The sequence below is a fragment of the Candidatus Hydrogenedentota bacterium genome (genome assembly GCA_013359265.1).
Taxonomy (GTDB): domain Bacteria; phylum Hydrogenedentota; class Hydrogenedentia; order Hydrogenedentales; family SLHB01; genus JABWCD01.
Window position 1 is genome coordinate 29,503 of record JABWCD010000007.1, and the last position, 17,790, is coordinate 47,292.

Here is a 17,790-nt window from a genome sequence, read left to right on the forward strand (position 1 = left end):
TCCTTCATTCGCCGATCGCGTCGTCCGCGGTGGCGGCGTCTTTCTTCCAGATTTCGAGGCCCTCGTACAAATTGGCCATGCCAATGTAGAAATTGCCATCGTGCGCGAGCATGATGCGGGCGCCGTAATTGTACGGATTGCCGAGTCCGTCGGTAAACACGGCGTCCCACGCGACGCCGTCGCGCGTCCGATACACGTCGCCGCCCATATCGAGTTGTTCGCTCAGATAGGTCGGTTCGCGCTTGGGTCCGGTCACGCCCGCCGCGAAGTTCCCGATCGCGCGCTTCTGCCCATCGAAGCCCGGAATTCCGAAGTCGGTCGAAAGAAACGCGAGCAGTTGTTCAATCGATTGCGGGAACTCGTCAACGGCGTATTGGATAATCGACGTCTGGTCCCATGTCCCGACGTACAACTGGTTCTTGTACACCCCCATTGACCACACGTACGCGTTTTGTGGTTTACCGAAGCCCGAGGGAATGCCAGAGATCGAATCGGGGCCAATCACAATCTCCATGTTGTCGTCCTTGTCCAGCCGCACGAGATCGCAGCCGCGCAGCACCGGCCCCTCACCCGACGTGTTGACCCCTCCGAGGATTTGTGTGCCGAAATAGATGTGATCCTGGAACACGCACGTTGTCGCAGCGGCGTAATTGCCGCGCCACGAACCGCCGTGGTTGAGTACGCGCACCGGCGGCCCGGCCTTGTCGCCCTTGCCCTCCATTTTCCAGACCTCGAATCCCTTCACGATGTTCGCCAGGGAAACGTAGAGGTAGCCGTTGAAAGGGGCCATGGTCCACACGCCGCCATTCGTTGGATCGCCAAACCCGTCCTCGACAATCGGCCATGTGTCCACGCCGTCGTGTGCCCAGACCTGTCCCGGCGCCCCGTTGCCGATCTCGCCGCCCGGCAGCACGGCGAAGTAGAGGAGACCGTTGTGGACCGCGACGGCGCGAATCGATCCGCGATCGCCATAGGACCAGACCTTCTCCCAATCGCCCGGTTCGCCCGTTGCGCTGCGCCACAACGCCGTGTCGGCGGACAGGCTACCGGCGTACAAATAGGTCGGCATGCCGTCCGGTTTGTACACTTTCAGCGAGCGAAAGCCCGTTGTCTCGAACGCCGGGCCCTTCTCGAAGTCGCGGATATCGAGCGAACTCTCCCATGCCCGGTCCCCGATGTCCGGCCGGTATCGCCGTACCTCGCCGGGCCGCAGCGGCGGTATCGGCAGCCGGAGTTGGCCGATTTGATACAGCACCTGATCGTCGATGCCGTTGCCGGTCGAGCAGTAGATGTGTCCCGTATCGCTACCGTCGGGCTGGAAGTATTGAAGCCCCCACGGGTAGTCGTTCATATCCACGAGGTTCTCGATATACCCAAAGCCGTTGCGGTTGATCTGCGTATAGCCGTGCGCCTGCTTCGGTTCGTTAAAAGGGCATTGGAATCCATTCACGGATAGCATGAGCGGGACCGTGAAATACAGGATCGCACGAAAACGGATATTGGGCCCGGTCGTCGCGGACGCGAATTGAAGACGCATAAAACTACCTTTGATATGTAGGGGTCGCACCAAACAGGCCCGCGAGAGCGTAGCAATCGAACCGGGGACGGCTCAACTTGCCGGTGGCCGCCTTCACGGCCATGCGAATATGACCACGCAGATCAGGGCGTCGTTTCGGACGAAAGGGGGAACGAAGGCAACGCCCTAGCCTGCATGGTACGGCATGCGCTCGGCGTTCGGCACAAGGGGTGTCCACTCGGTCGGCGGCACAACGACGATCCCTCCGGGAGAGATAACATAGCGCTTCGCGTCCTCGTGCGCGTCGTACCCGATGACCGTGTTCTCCGGGATTTGCACGTTGCGCTCGACGATTGCGCGGCGGATGCGGCAGTTGCGCCCAACGTTGCACCCGGGCAGCAGGATGCTTTCCTCGACGTGGCTGTAGCTGTTCACGCGGACATTGGGCGACAACACGCTGCGCTTCACCAAGCCGCCGCTGACGATGCACCCCGCGCTGACGATCGAGTCCACCGCGGCGCCGAAGCGCACGCCTTCCGCGCCGAACACGAACTTCGCGGGCGGCAGGTTGGGCAGGTGCGTGCGGATGGGCCATTCTTGGTCGTATAGATTGAAAATCGGATCGATACTGACCAGGTCCATGTTCGCTTCCCAGTACGAATCGATCGTTCCGACGTCGCGCCAGTACGGAGTGTCCTTTTTGTTCTCGTCGCGAAACATGTATGCGAAGACCTTGTGCGACTTGATCAACTCCGGGATGATGTCCTTGCCGAAATCGTGCGACGTTTGTTTCTTCGCGTCCGCGTAAACGGCGTCGCGCAAGACGTCGAGGTTGAACACGTATACGCCCATCGAAGCCAGCGCGGTATCCGGACGGTCCGGAAACGGAGTCGGGTTGGCCGGCTTCTCCTGGAACCCAACGACCTGCGCGGTGTAATCGACCTCGAGCACCCCGAAACGATTTGCCTGCGCCAGCGGCATCTCCAGCGTCGCAATAGTCATGTCCGCCTTGTTGCGCCGGTGAAACGCGACCATCTCGCCGTAATTCATCTTGTAAATGTGATCGCCCGACAGAATCAGCACTTCGGACGGCTCCGCCGGTTCGATCGAGTACATGTTCTGATAGATGGCGTCGGCGGTGCCAAGGTACCAATCTTCGCCGACGCGCTTTTGCGCTGGGAGCGGTTCGACGTATTCGTCAAGATCGCGGCTCAACATACCCCAACCTTCGCGGATGTGGCGCACCAGCGACAATGACTTGTACTGCACCAGCACGAGCACGCGGCGGCACTGCGAGTTGAGGCAGTTCGACAGGGTAAAATCGACGAGGCGGTATTGGCCGCCGAATTGCACCGCGGGTTTCGCGCGGTCTTTTGTGAGCGGGTGCAGCCGCTCGCCCTGCCCTCCCGCGAGGACAATGGCGAGCACATCGCGCATGTCGTGAAAATCAGGCACGGTGTTCCTCGATTCCAATAAATGCGCGGCAGGGCGCGCCGTCCGCGCCGGCGACGTGCATCGGCAACACAACGAACGGGTACGTGCCCGCCGCGATTTGGTTCAGCGAGAGTCCCTCGACAACGAATACGTTCGCTTGCAGGAGAATATGGTGCGTAGGCTGCTGGGGCTGCTTGTACGGCGCGACGGACAGATAGTCCACGCCGACCAACCGGACACCGTCGTCCACGCACCGTTGCGCCGCGCATCGGTCCAGCGCAACGTAATCCTTATTGAATGGTGCGTTGATGGGATACCCGGAGTTGCGCGTTTTGAACAGCACGCGCGGCGGCAGCGTTTCCGGACGAAGGTCGTCCGCGCGAATCATGTCCACGTTCGGGAGATCGATCACGAGCGCGTCGCCAAAGAAAACGCTCGTGTCGATTTCGTCGAGTTTCTTGCCGCTGTCCTCGAAATGCCACGGCGCGTCGCAATGCGTGCCGGTGTGGGTGCTGAGAGTAAGCGTGGAAACGTTGCAGTTGGCGCCATCGGCGATTCGGGCGGCGGGCGCAAGCGTGAACGCAGGGTCCCCGGGCCACACGGTCATGCCCGGCATCATTGGAATCGTTACGTCAATCCACCGCATGGGTCCGCAAACTCCCCCGAAAGCTGCGTTACTCAAACAGTATGTGAAAAGAAAGAGTGCCGGTCAATAGCGAGATTGACCTACGCGGGCTGCGGCAAGATATACAGCATGAGATAGATAATGACGCCGGTGACGGAAACGTACATCCATACGGGCCAAAGCCAGCGGGTTATCTTCGTGTGGACGTCGAAGCGCCGTTTGAATGCGAACCAGACCGCCGCGAGAATGAACGGCGTCATGATCCCGGCAAGCGGCGTGTGGGTGATAAGGATGGCGAAATACAGGTAACGCATAACGCCCTGTCCCTGATACCGCACCGAGCCGACCTGGTAGTGGTAGTAGAGATAGCACGCGAGGAAGAGCGCGGACGCGGCGAGCGCGGCGATCATAAAGTTGCGGTGCGTGTCGCGTTTGCCCGATTTGATGGCGCGCCAACCGAGGAACAGCAGCACGGCGGCGCAACCGTTCAGCGTGGCATTGACGGTCGGAAGGAGCGGCAGGTCCACTACGCCTGTTCTTCCAACAAGCGCTCGATGTCCGCGATGCACTCCCGCACGGACATCTCGTCCATCCCTTCGTAGTACCCGCGGATACGCCCGCGCGCATCGACGAGGATAAAGCGGCGGCTGTGCTGCATCGGGGTTTCGGGGACGCCGACCTTGAAGCCTTCTTCGCTCGCCATGCGATGCACTTCCTCGATGGGCCCGGTCAGGAATTTCCAGCGCGCGGTGTCGGCCTTGTACTCCTTCGCGTAATTCGCGATGACCTCCGGTTTGTCCGTGTCGGGGTCGACCGAAATTGACACGAATTGCACGCAGTCGTTCGTCTTGAAGTATTCGTGGACACCCCACATGTGCCGCATCATCACCGGGCAGGCGCCCTGACATGACGTAAGGAAAAAGTCCGCGACCCAGACTTTCCCTTCAAGCGACGTGCTCGACCACTTTTCGCCGTTCTCGGCGACGAGTTCGAAGTTCGGCACGGGGCCCAGGTCGGGGAGCGGTTCCAACGCCGCTGCGGCGACGGGAATTACAGGCTGTGGCGCTGGGAAGCGGAACACCCACGGCGCAACGCTCAACGCGATCAGGATTGCACTGAGAACGACGACAAGCCCAATACGACGGGACTTCACGGAACTGCTCCTATGTACTCAGACCTCACCGCTCAGTTACAGGCTGATGTCGAACGCGATGAGCGCCAGCAGCAGCGGCAGGTACAGAATCGACATGCGCAACACGCGCCGCGCGTCGGTCGTTGATCCCGTTCGCACCAGGGGTATACACGACGCAAACATCAGCGCGCCCAAAATACTTGCACCAACAAAATATACCACGCCGAGTTCATGGGGACCCGACCATGCGGGCAGCAGTGACACCGGGATCAACAGCGCCGAAAACCCGAGCATCTGGCGGAACGTGCGGCGGCCATCCGGGTCCTCCGTCGGCAACATCTTGAACCCGCCGCGCGCGTAGTCATCGCGGAAAATCCAGGCAATCGAGTAGAAGTGCGGTTGCTGCCAGAAAAACAAGATTGCAAATAACACCCATGCGCCTGCTTCCAGTTCGCCGGTGGCCGCTGTCCAGCCGCCCATCGGCGGCAGCGCGCCGGGGACGGCGCCTATCAGTGTGTTGAGCCACGTCCACTTCTTCATGGGTGTGTACACGAGTACGTACAGAAACGCGGTCAAGAGGGCGAGAAAAGCCGTGAGTAGATTCACGCGCCACAGCAATAACATGACTCCACCGAGGATTAGGTACTCACCCAGGAGCAGTGCGTGCATCGGGTGCACCTGTCCCGCGGGCAATGGCCGATTGCGCGTGCGCTCCATGCGCGCGTCCGATTCGCGTTCAAGGTAGTGGTTCAGCGCGCCGGACCCCGCGGAAGTCATCGCGACGCCGATGAGCAAGGTGAGCAGTCCGTCCCACGCCGCGAACCCATGGAACCCGGCGCCGCCCATGAAAAAGCCCAAGGCCGCCGTCACCAGCACCATCGTGAGGATGCGGGGCTTCGTCAACTCCACATAGGCGGAGAAGGTGGAACGCTTGCGGGCAGACTGATCCAGACGCATGGAAGTCACCAATACCGAAAAACAAGGGTAGCCTTGCTAGAGGCACACGACGAAAGTATACCGTGAAAGTTTTCTCGATTTCCAGAGCGAGTTGCCGGTATCGAAATGGCGCCTGCCTTCTTTATACAATCGTGAACGCCATATGAAGCTGTTCCCACTATTGAACCCGCGACACGGTGTTTCCCTGGGCCATGCCGCGTATTGAGGCCATTCGCCGGCCGCCGGTGAATTTCGACGCGTTTGTCGACGAGGTGTCGGCGGGGCTGGTCACGCTGTACGGGCCTGCCGCGGCGGAGGACTATCGAAAGAAGGCCCCCTCGGCGATTTCCACGTCGTTGGCACATCCTGCGGTTCGGGCCTGGGCGGCCTTTGACGACGCGCCGGGCGACGAGTTGTCGGCGCGCGCGCTGGTCGTTTCCGCGCAACGGGATGGCGTGGGCCATATTACCTTCGTGCACGTGCTCAAGCCGTACGTTGGCCGGGGAATCGAAGGCGAGTTGGCGCGCGCCGCCGTGGCGGAACTGCGCGCCTGCGGGGTGCTGGGCATATCCGCCGAGCCCGTCGCGTTATGTCCCTTGGAGTTGGACGGCGCTTTTGGACCGCTCGGTTTCCAGCGAATCGAGCGGCAGCTTATGGACGCGCCGCTGAACGCCAAGCCGCTGTCGGGGCCGCTATTGTCGCAGAGTGTGCCGGCGGACTCCGGTGACTACGTGCGCGTTGCCGATATCATTGTCGACGCCTATAGCGATCATCCCGGGCGCGACCTGCATGCCGAAGTGCGCACACCCGCGGGCGCGGAGAGTTTCGTGCGGACGGCCGCCGAGGGGGCGTACGGTATGACGCGGCCCGGATTTATCCGGCTGCTGCGCCGATCGGGTACGCCGGTGGCGGCAGTTGTCGGGTGCGAGGCGGCGCCCGGGATCGGTTTCGTACTTCAGGTCGTGGTCCGGCCAGAGGCACAAGGGCAAGGAATTGGAACGCAACTCATGCGGGAGATTGCGCAGTGCTTCCGCGACGCGGGACTCTCCCGCGTTGCTCTCGGTGTTACGAACGACAATCCGGCGCGGCGCTTGTATGAGCGGCTTGGATTCAGGAAGATAATGCCGGTGAACGCATATGTCTGGTGGCGATAGCGGTGTGACGCCGTAACAACTCGATGAAGCGAGGTGAGCGATGAGAACTGCGCTGGCCCTGATGGTGACGATCGCGCCGTGCCTGGCGGCAACGCTGCCTTCGTTTCCGGCGGAAACCGATTTTCTGAACCAGGTCCCCGCGGACGATTCCGAGAAGGTGGTCGACGCGGTGCGGCAATATGCGCTGCTGCAATTCGCGCTCGCGGAATGGGACCGCGACATCGCGGTGCAGTTTTCCGAAGACCCCGCGAGCGCCGACGAAGTACAGGCGCGGCTGAAGTCGTCCGCAGACCGATTGGATCGCGTTGAGCAGGCATACAAGGTATTGCTCGCGCGTTATCCCAAGAACGCACGATCGCTCAATTACTACGGCGAATTTCTTTACGACTATCGCGGCGAACAGATGAACGCGGTGCGATATTGGAAGGAGGCGATCGCGGCCGATCCCCGGTTGGCGCTGGCGTACAACAACCTGGGTATTCACTATTCGCACGTCGGCCAGTTGGCTTTTGGTTTGGAAAACTACAACAAGGCGATTGAACTCGAGCCGGACAATCCGGACTTCAAATTTAATCTCGCGCAAACGTACCTCGCGTACTCGCCGTCCGTCGCCGAGGAACTCAAATGGGATGAGAAGAAGGTTTACCGGAAGGGCATGGAGTTGAGCAAGGCCGCGGCGGAACTCAAGCCAAGCGATTACAAGTTACAGGAAGACTACGCGACGAATTTCTACGCGGCGCAGCGATTTGACATCCAGCCGGACTGGGCGGACGCCGCGGCGGCATGGCGGCGCGCGCGCGGATCGGCGCGTTCGAATACGCAGCTCTTTTTCACGTGGCTCAACGAAGCACGCGCATGGATCAATAAACCGGACCTTAAAAAAGCCGAAGCGTGCCTGCTCGAAGCGCAACGACTGAACCCGTCCAGCGAAGTGGTGCCGCGCCTGCTCGAAAAGGTGCGCTCCGGCAACGTCGGCGAAGCGAGCGCGGAATAACGCGCAAGCATGCTACGTCCCGCGGTCCCGGCCCCTCCAAAGCACAGACTGTCGCGCGTGCGCACGGCGTTTTACGTCGCGTTCCTCGCGTTCGCGGCGTTATTCCTTTTCGGATACGTCGCGCTCGGCATGCGCTTTTTCCGCGTGCCGAGCGAATCGATGGAACCGATTCTCAAACCCGGGGATTTCCTCGTCGCGCTCCCGCAATCGGCCTATCGCCGCGGCGACATCGTCGTGCTTGCGGACCCACTCTTGAAAGGCGGGTTCCTCGTGAAGCGCATCGTGGCGGTGGCGGGCGACCACGCGGACATCAATCTGGGTTACCTGAGCCTGAACGAAAAGTATGCGTCCGAGCCGTACATCGTGGAACCGATGGAGTACATCGTCGAGCCCATCGTGGTGCCGGACGGCGAGGTCCTTGTGTTGGGCGACAACCGAAACCAAAGCGATGATGCCAGCCGCTGGCTCATCGATCCCGACACGGGCGAAGCCATCGACGCGAGCAACGCGGACACCGACATGGTGGAAGGCAAACGGTGGAAGCGCACGGTGCCCGTGGATTCGATTGTCGGCAAGGTTGTGTATCGGTATCTGCCGTTCGGACGCACCGGGCCGGTTCCATCGTTTCCGCTCACCAACTCCGATGGCGAGTAAAGCCCACGCCAACGCCGCCAGGTTGCCCTCGCGCGGCGAATCTGACACGCTATTTGCCATGCGAATGGATTCGATCGCGAAAGCCGCGCGCCGCGCCCGCGCGCACACGGCGCCCCGATGAGCAACGTGTACTACGAGCGGCGGTATTCGTATTCCGCCGCGGGCGGGCGGCCGATTACGTTCGCCGTGCAGCGGTTAATCGTCGCGACTACAATCGCATTCGCGATTCAACTCATTGTCTTCATCCCCGCGGCCGCGTTTGGCGCTCTGCCGCTGACGGTCGAATATTGGCTGGGGTTGAATCCAGCTCTCTTGCGGTTCGGCGCCGTGTGGCAGTTGGCAACGTACATATTCCTGCACGGCAGCTTGATGCATCTGTTTTTCAACATGCTCACTTTGTACTTTTTCGGACCGGACGTCGAGCGCATTCTCAGCACGCGCCAATTCTTCCGGTTCTATTTTCTATGCGGAATCGTCGGTGGGATCTGTCAGTTTGGACTGTCGATCGCGCAGGGAAGTAATGCACCGACGATCGGCGCGAGCGGCGCGACGCTGGGCGTATTGGCCGCGTGTGCTGTCGCGTACCCGAAGCGCGAGGTGTATCTGTTTCCGCTTCCGTTTCCGCTCTACATGTGGGCGCTCGCCGTCCTGTTTTTCGTCTTGAGTCTAACGTCCGACCGGTCGGCCGGCGGCACCGCGTGGGCCGCGCACGCCGGTGGAATGGCGTTTGGGTTTGCGTACATGAAACTCGTGCCGGTACTTCGCGAGTGGTTCGAACGTTTCGCAAGCCGGGCGAGAAAGGTCGATGCATCGAAGGAACCGCTGGACGCGGTCGGCGAAGCGGTGGACAACATCTTTAAGTTTGACGAAGAGAAGAAGAAACGAAAGTAGAGCGAGGAAGTTGGGATGTGACGCCGCGGCAGGCGGCGTATCCTCGCAGGTACCTGGAAATTGGGCCGTGATATTGCCAAGCATCAAAGAGTTCATCATCATCGCGATCATCATCGGCGTGCTGAGTTACGCCGGGATATGGCCGCAAATCATTCGCGGCATCCGTCAGTTGCGCGGTGAACGTGTGGACGACGAAGCGCCGGTGTCGGCGCGCGATCTCGATCTCGCGTATAAGATGCTCGGCGTGTCCCCGTCCGCGCCGTGGCCGGATGTCGAAAAGGCGTTTCGCGCGAAGGCGAAGCTGCATCATCCCGATCACGGTGGCGACGACGACGTGATGCGGGCGCTAAACGACGCGTACGCATTAATCCGCCGCGCCCGAAAGAACCCGCGTGCCTGACGGTTGACTTCCCTCTGACCCGGTTCCCATGCAGTACCTACCGTTTGGTAGCCTTGACCGGCTTGACTTTCACCCGTGAGATTTGTCACGATTTCGTCTCGCGTGCAGATTCACGCATTAGGCCGGTGAAATCGGGCGATCATGGTAGGGGTGGCTGTGCTGCGCGAACTGTCCGGGCGTCGCCTCGGATCCTCTAAAAACTCGTGATGGAGAGCCGTGGATAATACTGCGAAAAAAGCCGTTTCCGCGTCGGCCGCGTCGGCATTGCCGGCCATCGCGCGCCACGAAAAGGCGCTGATCGAGCAGGAGCAAGCCGCCCGCCACGAAGCCAAACTCATTGTCGACCGCGCGCGCGTCGAAGCATTCACCACGGTCGAGGAAGCGGCCCGGGCTACGGCTGCGGAAGTGGCCGCGATCCGGCGTGAAGGGGATGAGGCCCGCGAGCGCGACCGAGAAAAGTACCGGATGGAATTCGACCGCAAATTGAACGCCATGCGTGACGACGCGAAGACCCGTGCGGGCGCAGCCATAGACGCGGTCGTCGCGTTGGTCCTTCCAAAGGGGGTCCGCTAATGGCAATTGCCACAATGGAGCGCCTGGAAATCGTCTGCCTGCGGGAATTGCTTCCCACGGTGACCGCCTACCTGCAGGAGCAAGGCGTCGTCCACCTCGAGGAAGTCCCGCTCGCCGTCGAGGACGCGCCGGACTATCTCGCGCGTGTTGCGCTCGATGGCGATCAGCGAGACGAGGCGGAGGCCATGGAAGACCTTCACCGGATGGCGGCGGAGGTTGTCCCGCTGCTTACCGTGAAGCCGGACTGGACGGCGGTCAACGCCGCCGCCGCCGAGTTGGGCAAGAAGTCCGACTACGAACTCGAACGGCTCGTGGCGCTGCGCGCGCGGGAGTTGCGTTCGCTGACGCGGCGCAAGCTCAACGCGCAGGACAACATCGAACTTCTCGAGCAGTTCCGCAAAGTCATCGAGAACGTTGTACCGATGCTCGGGGGCCGCAATGTCGCGTTCGGCAAAGAGGCCCGCGCCATTGTACTCAAGGGAGACATCGAGGCCGCGCTTGCCAGGCTCGACGAGCGGCGCAAGTCGGAACTTGGCGCCGAAAGCCGCTTGGTCCACCAGAAAGTTGCGCGCAATCAGGCCGTCGCCGTGCTGACCTATCCGGCGGCGCTGAATGACCATGCCGGCCGCATCCTGCTCGAAGAACACATTTCCGCGGTCGATCCACCCGACAGCCGCATCGTCGGCTCCGGCGCGAGCGACGTGCTCAACAAGATTCGCGAGACTATCGAATCCAACCGGGGCCATCTCGCCAGCGTCAACAACGGGCTGGCAAACTTCGCCCGCCAATACGGCGCGGAAGTGACCGCACTGGCATTGGTGCTCGAAGACAAACTCGAACGGTTCCAAATCGTAAACCAGTTCGCGCAGAGCGGCATGGTCGCCGTGGTCAACGGCTGGATTCCCGCGGATCAGGCCGACGCCCTCTCCGGGCGCCTGGGCCGCGAATTTGCCGGAAACGTTACGGTAACGAAGCTCGGCGTCGCCAATGTCGACCTCCACCAGGTGCCCACGCTCCTGCGCAACAAGGGCATCTTCAAGCACTACGAAGTCCTGCTGTCGCTGTTCAAGCCGCCTACATACGGCAGTTTCGATCCGACCGTTCTGGTCGCCGTGGCGTTTACGCTTTTTTACGGATTCATTCTCGGCGACATGCTCTACGCCGTTGTGGTATTTGTCTTCGCGCGCTGGCTTGGGAAGAAGTTTGGGCACATCGAGGCGGTGCGTTCCGCGAGCAAGGTCGGGACCTACATGGCCTACTCCGGCTTCTTCTTCGGCTTCCTGTACATGGAACTCGGCGGCGACCTGCTGCAGCGGTGGTTCGACATTCATCCGATCTGGATTCACCGCAGCCACGACATACCGACGCTGATGCTGTACGCCATTCTCGTCGGTTGCGTGCACGTGCCGCTTTCGCTCGCGCTCGGGTTCTGGTTCAACTACAAGCACCACCACATGGCGCACGCGATCGAAAAACTCGCTTTACTGATCGGGCTGCTGAGTATCGGCCTCGTCGCCCTCAACTTCCTCAAGGTGGGCTTCTTCGCAGCGTCCATAGTCTCGATGCTCGGCATCGCCGGCTTGGCCGTCTGTTTCGTGATGTTGATCTACGCGCTCGGCGCGATGGGCCTCGTGATGTTCCTAGAAGTCATCTCGCTGTTCGGCAACGTCCTGTCCTACTGCCGTCTCATGGCGCTCGGTCTCGCCGGCGTGATTATCGCCGACCTTGCCAACGCGCTTGGCGCGGCCCTGCCGTGGTACATCGGAATCCCCGCGGCGGCGCTTGTACACACGTTCAACATTGGACTATCCATATTCAGCCCGACGCTCCACTCGTTGCGGCTCAACTACGTGGAATTCCTGCCCAAGTTCTACCATCCCGAGGGCAGAAGCTATAAACCGTTCAAGAAGGAGGCAACATGGTAATCGTTCGCAGGTACAGTAAATTGATCGTCGCGGCGCTCGCGGTATTCGTGTGCGCGCTGGCAGTTGCGCCTTTGGCGTTTGCTGCCGAGGGCGCGGAAGCGGCCGCCGGAGCTGAGACGAGCACGGGCGGTGGTCTTCGCGCGATGGGTCTGGCGATCGGCGCGGGCATCGCGATTGCGGGCGCGGGCCTCGGTACCGGCCGCGCACAGGCGGGCGTCGGCGCGGGCGGAACGGGCGCACTGGCCGAAAAGCCGGAGTTGTTCGGTAACGTCCTGATTCTCTTCGCAATTCCGGAAACGATCGTCGTGTTCGGTTTCGTTATCGCGATCATGCTGGTCAACGCGATATAGCCGTTCTCCATGCAGCAGGCCCTGTTTGACACCATGGCGCGCCAGGTGGCGGATCGCTGCCAGGCCGTCCTCGACGCGGCACGCGCGGAAGCGGGCGCCATCCTGAAGGAGGCACGCGAACGCGCGGACCATCGCCGGAAAGAGGCGGTGGATGCCGCCGAGCGGGACGTCCGGCGGTTGGCGGAACGTGCGCGGCAGTTGCTCGCCGTTGAGGCCGAGCACGAGTCGTTGACGATGGAGCAGTCCATTGCCGACGAAATCCTGCGTTCCGTCAGCTTCGAACTCGAGAAGGCCGCACAATCGCCGAAATTCCCGGCGATCTTCGACGCGCTGCTCGACGAGTTGGCGGCGGACGCGCCCAAGGACGCAATTGTGACGGTGCCGGTGTCGTTCGCGGATCGGGCCAAGGCCCGCCTGCAACAGCGAGGTCTCGCAAGTATCACCGTTGTCGAGTCGGCGGCGATGCGCGATGGTTGCGCCATGCAGGACGCGGCCCATACCTACCGCGTGACCAATTCGCTGTCGAGCCGCTTGAGCAAATTGCAGAACGAATCGCGCAAGGTTTGCCTTCACGCGCTGTTCGGCGAAGGGGCGAAGTAATGGAAACCGCCGAAGTATTCGCTCCATATCTAAACGCCCGCATCGGCGGTATGCGCAGCAAGCTGTTCACGAAGCAGCACATGGAAGACCTGATCAACCTCTACGACGTGGAAAAGATCGGGGACGACCTGCTCGAGTCGCCGTACCAACAGGAAATGGCCGAGGCGCTGACCCGCGCCAAGGGCGTGGACGCGATCGAAGAGGCGGTTTCCCGCAATCTCGTCAATGCGCAACAGGCCCTGTCGCGCATGGCCGCGGGGCCCTTGCAGGACCTGACGGACCGGTTCCTCATGCGGTGGGACCTCGCCGCGGTCAAGGCGCTGCTCCGGTTGCGCCATCACGGCCTCGATGCGCAGACCGGATTGGCGATCTTGTCGCCCGGCCCGAACCTGACCGTAACGCTGATGAAGTCGTTTGCGGAACGGTCTTCCATGGAAGAGCTCGTTTCCGCGCTTGTTGCGTGGAAACCCGATCTGTGCGGCCCGCTTGCCGCTTCGATCGGCGACTATCGGCAACAACAGAACGACCTCTCGATACTCGAAGACGCGCTCGACCGCGGCTACTTTGTGCGCAACGTCGGCACGCTACGCTCGCGCGAAGACGACGACAGCCGGGTTCTCCGCAAAGTGCTGCGCATGGAGATCGACCGCATCAACCTGCGTATGCTCCTGCAACTGCGCGACGGCCACGGCGGCGCCGATCAACTCGCCGCGCGGTTGCTCCCCTCGGGATGGCTGAACGAAAAGTTGTTGAAGGAGATGGCCGGCGCGCGCGACGCGATCCACGCGATGGAGTTCCTCGCGCCGACGCCGTATAAGGAGTTGGCCGAGGACCTGATTGCATTCGTGCAGGCGGCGCGGTTCTCGCCGATGGACCGGCATTTCGACAAATTGATCATCAAACACCTGCGCCACGAAATGCACGTGCACACGATGAGTTTTGCCGTCGTCATGCACTTCGCCTGGGCCAAGTACAATGAAGTCGTCAACCTGCGGCTCATTGCGCGGGGCGCGGCCGCGAAACTGCCGCTCGGCAAGGTGCGCGAGGAGACGATGCATGCCTAACGTCATTGCGCTCACGCGCGGCCAGACGTCGCTGCAGCTTTCGCTCGCGGGCGTGTTCGTCGAAGAGACGCAGACCGTCGACGAGGCGGAAAAGCGCCTCGGGGAATTGCTCGAAACGCGCGAAGCGCGCGTGATTATCGTTCAGGAAGAATATCGAACGGAGTTTTCGGAATGGTTTGTGGAACGGGTGCGGCGGCACAAGGGGCTGCCCTTGATTGTGTATTGTCCCGCGTTCGAGGAAGAAGACTCGAATGTGGATGCGTATCTTACCGCGGTGCTGAAGCCCGCAATCGGCTATGAAATCAGATTGGAGTGACCAACAATGTCCTCGACCCAACAAGTCGGAACACTGACCCGCATCTCCGGGCCGATGATCTCGGCCAGCGGCATGCTCGGCGTCGCCATGGGCGAAATCCTGCGCGTCGGCAAGCTCGGGCTGATGGGGGAAGTCATCCGCATCGATGGCGACACGGTATTCGCGCAGGTGTTTGAAGACACCTCGGGCATGTACCTCGGCGAACCCGTCGTGCCGCTCGGCAAACCCCTCGCGGTGGAACTCGGGCCGGGCCTCCTCGGGTCGACCTACGACGGTATCCAGCGCCCGCTTATCACGTTGAAACAGCAGTCCGGAGACTTCATCGGGCGCGGCCTCACCGCCGACGCGCTGCAACGCGAGAAGAAGTGGTCGTTCACGCCGACGGCAAAGGTGGGCGACAAAGTGGTCGCGGGCGACATTCTCGGCACCGTGCCGGAAACGAAGAGCATCACGCACAAGGTCCTCGTGCCCCCCGGCAAGGGCGGCGCGATTGCGAGCATTGTCGGCTCGGGCGAATACACAAACACGGAAGTCATCGCCACCCTCGACAACGGCGAAAAACTGACCATGACCCACTACTGGCCGGTGAAGCAGCCGCGTCCGACCGCGCGTAAGCTGCGTTCGGATCGCCCGTTCCTCACGGGCCAGCGCGTGCTCGATTGCCTGTTCCCGATCGCGCTCGGCGGTTCGGCCATCGTGCCCGGCGGTTTCGGTACGGGTAAGACGGTCGTGGAACAGACGCTGTCAAAATACTGCAATGCCGACATCATCATCTACGTCGGTTGTGGCGAGCGCGGCAACGAAATGGCGGACGTGCTCGACGAATTCCCGCACCTCAAAGACCCGAAGACGGGCGATTCGCTGATGAACCGCACCGTGCTCGTCGTGAATACCTCGAATATGCCCGTGGCCGCGCGCGACGCATCGGTCTACACGGGCATCACGCTCGCCGAGTACTACCGCGATCAAGGCTACGATGTCGCCATCATGGCAGACTCGACCAGTCGTTGGGCCGAGGCGCTCCGCGAAATCTCGTCACGCCTCGAAGAAATGCCCGGCGAAGAAGGGTACCCGACCTACCTCGCGTCCCGTATTTCCGAGTTCTACGAGCGAAGCGGCCGCGTGGTCTGCGCGGGCAGCGACGCGGGCACGGACAAGGAACGCACGGGTTCGCTCACGATCGTCGGCGCGGTGTCGCCCCCCGGCGGAGACATGTCCGAACCGGTAACGCAGAATTCGCAGCGCGTCGCCGGCGCATTGTGGTCGCTCGACGCGGCGCTCGCGTACAGCCGCCACTATCCGTCGTTGAACTGGAACCGCAGCTACACACTCTACTTCAAGGAACTCGATCCCTGGTTCGAGGCAAACGCGCCGAAGACCTGGATGCAGAACCGGCAGGCGATGCAGACGCTGCTACAGCGCGACGCGGAATTGCAGGAAGTCGTGCAGCTCGTCGGTCCCGACGCATTGCAGGACCAGGAGCGCCTCATACTCGAGGTGTCGCGCATGATCCGCGAAGTGTTCCTGCAGCAGAACGCTTTCTCGGACAACGACGCGTACTGCTCGTTAGAGAAGGGCTGCGCGCTGCTCGATGCCGTGCTCGAGTTCTTCGAGACCTCGAAGAAGGTGCTCGACCAGGGCGTCACACTCGTGCGCATCATGGAACTGCCGGTCCGCGAAAACATTTCGCGTCTGCGCGAAGAATCGAACGCAACCATTGCCGAACGCCAGAAAGTCGTGCTCGAAGAGATGCGCCGCGTTCTGGCCGATCTCTCATCGAGAAAAGGGTAAACCATCATGGCAACATCGACTGAACCCAACCTGCTCCACAAGGAGTATTGGGACCTCAACTACGTGTCGGGGCCGCTGGTCTTCCTCGGCAACGGCGACCGCTTCCCGACGGGCGCGATCCTCGATCTCGTCTCCGAGACGGGCCTCGTTCGTCAGGGGCAGGTGCTCGAAGCGAACAAGAAGTACGCGATCGTCCAGGTGCTCCAGGGGACGCAGGGCGTGGACATCAAGCGTGTGTCGGTCTCGCTGAAGAAAGAGGCCGCGCGCATCGGCGCCTCGAAGGAACTGATCGGCCGCACATTTAACGGCACCGGCGATCCCATCGACGGCATGCCCCCTGTCGTGGCAGACAAGGAAATCGACATTATCGGTACGGCCATCAACCCCGTATCGCGCAACAAGCCGAACGATTTCATTGAAACCGGCCTCTCGACCATTGACGGCTTCAACACGCTCGTCCGCGGACAGAAGTTGCCGATCTTCTTCGGGTCCGGTCTCCCCGCGAACGAAGTCGCCAACTTCATCGTGCAGAACGCCCAGGTGAAGGGCGAGGCCGAAGATTTCGTTGTCGTGTTCGGCGCGATGGGTCTCACCGAGCGCGAAGCCGCGTACTTCATGCGGTCGTTCGAAGAAGGCGGCCAGAAGTCGCGCGTGGTGTCTTTCATCAACAAAGCAGGCGACCCCGCCATCGAGCGTATTTTTACGCCGCGCTGCGCGCTTACCGTCGCCGAGTACCTGGCATTCGAGCACGACTACCAGGTGCTCGTCATCCTCACGGACATGACGAGCTACTGCGAGGCGCTGCGCCAGATTTCGTCCGCGCGCGAAGAGATTCCCGGCCGACGCGGCTATCCCGGTTACATGTACACCGACTTGTCGACAATTTACGAGCGCGCGGGACGCATCCACGGCAAGAAGGGATCGGTCACCCAGGTGCCGATGCTCACGATGCCGGACGACGACATTACGCACCCGATTCCGGACTTGACGGGTTACATCACCGAAGGGCAGATCGTGTTGTCGCGTCCGCTGCACCGTCAGGGCGTGTTCCCGCCGGTGGACCTGCTGCCGTGCCTGTCGCGCCTGATGAACAACGGCATCGGCGAGGGCCGCACGCGCGCCGATCACCGCGCCGTCGCGAACCAGCTCTACGCTTCGTACGCGCGCGGCCGCAACGTGCGTAAGCTGATGGCCATTGTCGGCGAAGACGCGTTGGGTGAACTGGACAAGAAGTACCTCAAATTTGCCGTCGAATTCGAAAAGCAGATGATCGGCCAGGCGGTCCGGCGCACCATCGAAGAAACGCTCGACCTGGGTTGGCGCCTCCTCGGCATTCTGCCGTCGGCGGAACTCACCCGCGTCTCGCGCGAACAAGTGCAGAAGCATTACAAGGAATGGACGGAGTAGACGATGTTGAATAATCGGGTGGGGCGAG

Annotated in this window: 19 protein-coding genes; 13 read left to right on the forward strand and 6 right to left on the reverse strand. The window is 61.5% G+C overall.

Going from position 1 to position 17,790, the window contains the following annotated elements:
- Positions 1–4 precede the first annotated feature (4 nt).
- The 6 genes from HUU46_08510 to cyoE form a co-directional block, all read right to left on the reverse strand.
- Positions 5–1,537: a hypothetical protein gene (locus HUU46_08510; GenBank protein ID NUM53671.1), complete on the reverse strand. Its 1,533-nt coding sequence runs from the start codon at positions 1,535–1,537 to the stop codon at positions 5–7.
- A 165-nt stretch (positions 1,538–1,702) separates the two neighbouring features.
- On the reverse strand, positions 1,703–2,953 hold the full coding sequence (gene glgC, locus HUU46_08515; GenBank protein NUM53672.1) for a glucose-1-phosphate adenylyltransferase: 1,251 nt from the start codon (positions 2,951–2,953) through the stop codon (positions 1,703–1,705).
- A gap of 10 nt (positions 2,954–2,963) precedes the next feature.
- A complete protein-coding gene (locus tag HUU46_08520) occupies positions 2,964–3,596 on the reverse strand; it encodes a cyclase family protein (GenBank protein ID NUM53673.1) in 633 nt (210 codons plus the stop codon).
- A gap of 80 nt (positions 3,597–3,676) precedes the next feature.
- Positions 3,677–4,102 carry a DUF420 domain-containing protein gene (locus HUU46_08525; protein ID NUM53674.1) on the reverse strand — a complete coding sequence of 142 codons (426 nt, stop codon included), beginning with the start codon at positions 4,100–4,102 and terminating at the stop codon, positions 3,677–3,679.
- Entirely contained in the window at positions 4,102–4,728 is a 627-nt protein-coding gene (locus tag HUU46_08530; protein NUM53675.1) for an SCO family protein, read from the reverse strand. The genes HUU46_08525 and HUU46_08530 overlap by 1 nt, the downstream gene beginning before the upstream one ends.
- A gap of 36 nt (positions 4,729–4,764) precedes the next feature.
- The gene (cyoE, locus tag HUU46_08535) at positions 4,765–5,664 is read right to left on the reverse strand and encodes a protoheme IX farnesyltransferase (GenBank protein ID NUM53676.1); all 900 of its coding nucleotides are present in this window, start codon (positions 5,662–5,664) and stop codon (positions 4,765–4,767) included.
- Positions 5,665–5,855: 191 nt separating this feature from the next.
- On the opposite strand from cyoE, the gene HUU46_08540 reads away from it, so the two are divergent.
- The 13 genes from HUU46_08540 to HUU46_08600 all read left to right on the forward strand — a co-directional run bounded on the left by HUU46_08540 (position 5,856) and on the right by HUU46_08600 (position 17,762).
- Positions 5,856–6,797, forward strand: a complete 942-nt coding sequence (locus HUU46_08540; GenBank protein ID NUM53677.1) for a GNAT family N-acetyltransferase — start codon at positions 5,856–5,858, stop codon at positions 6,795–6,797.
- A 40-nt stretch (positions 6,798–6,837) separates the two neighbouring features.
- Positions 6,838–7,791, forward strand: a complete 954-nt coding sequence (locus tag HUU46_08545) for a tetratricopeptide repeat protein (GenBank protein ID NUM53678.1) — start codon at positions 6,838–6,840, stop codon at positions 7,789–7,791.
- A 9-nt stretch (positions 7,792–7,800) separates the two neighbouring features.
- A complete protein-coding gene (lepB, locus tag HUU46_08550; GenBank protein NUM53679.1) occupies positions 7,801–8,445 on the forward strand; it encodes a signal peptidase I in 645 nt (214 codons plus the stop codon).
- Between the two features lie 117 nt (positions 8,446–8,562).
- A complete protein-coding gene (locus tag HUU46_08555) occupies positions 8,563–9,336 on the forward strand; it encodes a rhomboid family intramembrane serine protease (protein ID NUM53680.1) in 774 nt (257 codons plus the stop codon).
- 67 nt (positions 9,337–9,403) lie between these two features.
- Positions 9,404–9,736 carry a DnaJ domain-containing protein gene (locus HUU46_08560; GenBank protein ID NUM53681.1) on the forward strand — a complete coding sequence of 111 codons (333 nt, stop codon included), beginning with the start codon at positions 9,404–9,406 and terminating at the stop codon, positions 9,734–9,736.
- 216 nt (positions 9,737–9,952) lie between these two features.
- Positions 9,953–10,309 (forward strand): hypothetical protein, encoded by a 357-nt coding sequence (locus tag HUU46_08565; protein ID NUM53682.1) that lies wholly within the window; start codon positions 9,953–9,955, stop codon positions 10,307–10,309.
- The gene (locus tag HUU46_08570; protein NUM53683.1) at positions 10,309–12,234 is read left to right on the forward strand and encodes a hypothetical protein; all 1,926 of its coding nucleotides are present in this window, start codon (positions 10,309–10,311) and stop codon (positions 12,232–12,234) included. The genes HUU46_08565 and HUU46_08570 overlap by 1 nt, the downstream gene beginning before the upstream one ends.
- Complete coding sequence (locus HUU46_08575) at positions 12,228–12,584, forward strand: F0F1 ATP synthase subunit C (GenBank protein NUM53684.1); 357 nt, start codon at positions 12,228–12,230, stop codon at positions 12,582–12,584. Before HUU46_08570 ends, HUU46_08575 begins: the two co-directional genes overlap by 7 nt.
- Before the next feature lie 9 nt (positions 12,585–12,593).
- Complete coding sequence (locus tag HUU46_08580; protein ID NUM53685.1) at positions 12,594–13,184, forward strand: hypothetical protein; 591 nt, start codon at positions 12,594–12,596, stop codon at positions 13,182–13,184.
- Positions 13,184–14,248: a V-type ATPase subunit gene (locus tag HUU46_08585; protein ID NUM53686.1), complete on the forward strand. Its 1,065-nt coding sequence runs from the start codon at positions 13,184–13,186 to the stop codon at positions 14,246–14,248. The genes HUU46_08580 and HUU46_08585 overlap by 1 nt, the downstream gene beginning before the upstream one ends.
- Complete coding sequence (locus HUU46_08590; protein ID NUM53687.1) at positions 14,241–14,564, forward strand: hypothetical protein; 324 nt, start codon at positions 14,241–14,243, stop codon at positions 14,562–14,564. Before HUU46_08585 ends, HUU46_08590 begins: the two co-directional genes overlap by 8 nt.
- A 6-nt stretch (positions 14,565–14,570) precedes the next feature.
- Positions 14,571–16,355, forward strand: a complete 1,785-nt coding sequence (locus HUU46_08595) for a V-type ATP synthase subunit A (protein NUM53688.1) — start codon at positions 14,571–14,573, stop codon at positions 16,353–16,355.
- Positions 16,356–16,361: 6 nt separating this feature from the next.
- Positions 16,362–17,762, forward strand: coding sequence for a V-type ATP synthase subunit B (locus tag HUU46_08600; protein NUM53689.1), 1,401 nt, complete (start codon positions 16,362–16,364; stop codon positions 17,760–17,762).
- The last annotated feature ends 28 nt before the right edge of the window (positions 17,763–17,790 follow it).

What these genes read in the sequence shown, in the direction of transcription:
- HUU46_08510 (NUM53671.1), bottom strand. Translation starts at nt 1,537, where the DNA reads ATGCGTCTTCAATTCGCGTCCGCGACGACCGGGCCCAATATCCGTTTT.
- glgC (NUM53672.1), bottom strand. Translation starts at nt 2,953, where the DNA reads ATGCGCGATGTGCTCGCCATTGTCCTCGCGGGAGGGCAGGGCGAGCGG.
- HUU46_08520 (NUM53673.1), bottom strand. Translation starts at nt 3,596, where the DNA reads ATGCGGTGGATTGACGTAACGATTCCAATGATGCCGGGCATGACCGTG.
- cyoE (NUM53676.1), bottom strand. Translation starts at nt 5,664, where the DNA reads ATGCGTCTGGATCAGTCTGCCCGCAAGCGTTCCACCTTCTCCGCCTAT.
- HUU46_08540 (NUM53677.1), top strand. Translation starts at nt 5,856, where the DNA reads ATGCCGCGTATTGAGGCCATTCGCCGGCCGCCGGTGAATTTCGACGCG.
- HUU46_08545 (NUM53678.1), top strand. Translation starts at nt 6,838, where the DNA reads ATGAGAACTGCGCTGGCCCTGATGGTGACGATCGCGCCGTGCCTGGCG.
- lepB (NUM53679.1), top strand. Translation starts at nt 7,801, where the DNA reads ATGCTACGTCCCGCGGTCCCGGCCCCTCCAAAGCACAGACTGTCGCGC.
- HUU46_08555 (NUM53680.1), top strand. Translation starts at nt 8,563, where the DNA reads ATGAGCAACGTGTACTACGAGCGGCGGTATTCGTATTCCGCCGCGGGC.
- HUU46_08570 (NUM53683.1), top strand. Translation starts at nt 10,309, where the DNA reads ATGGCAATTGCCACAATGGAGCGCCTGGAAATCGTCTGCCTGCGGGAA.
- HUU46_08575 (NUM53684.1), top strand. Translation starts at nt 12,228, where the DNA reads ATGGTAATCGTTCGCAGGTACAGTAAATTGATCGTCGCGGCGCTCGCG.
- HUU46_08580 (NUM53685.1), top strand. Translation starts at nt 12,594, where the DNA reads ATGCAGCAGGCCCTGTTTGACACCATGGCGCGCCAGGTGGCGGATCGC.
- HUU46_08585 (NUM53686.1), top strand. Translation starts at nt 13,184, where the DNA reads ATGGAAACCGCCGAAGTATTCGCTCCATATCTAAACGCCCGCATCGGC.
- HUU46_08590 (NUM53687.1), top strand. Translation starts at nt 14,241, where the DNA reads ATGCCTAACGTCATTGCGCTCACGCGCGGCCAGACGTCGCTGCAGCTT.
- HUU46_08595 (NUM53688.1), top strand. Translation starts at nt 14,571, where the DNA reads ATGTCCTCGACCCAACAAGTCGGAACACTGACCCGCATCTCCGGGCCG.
- HUU46_08600 (NUM53689.1), top strand. Translation starts at nt 16,362, where the DNA reads ATGGCAACATCGACTGAACCCAACCTGCTCCACAAGGAGTATTGGGAC.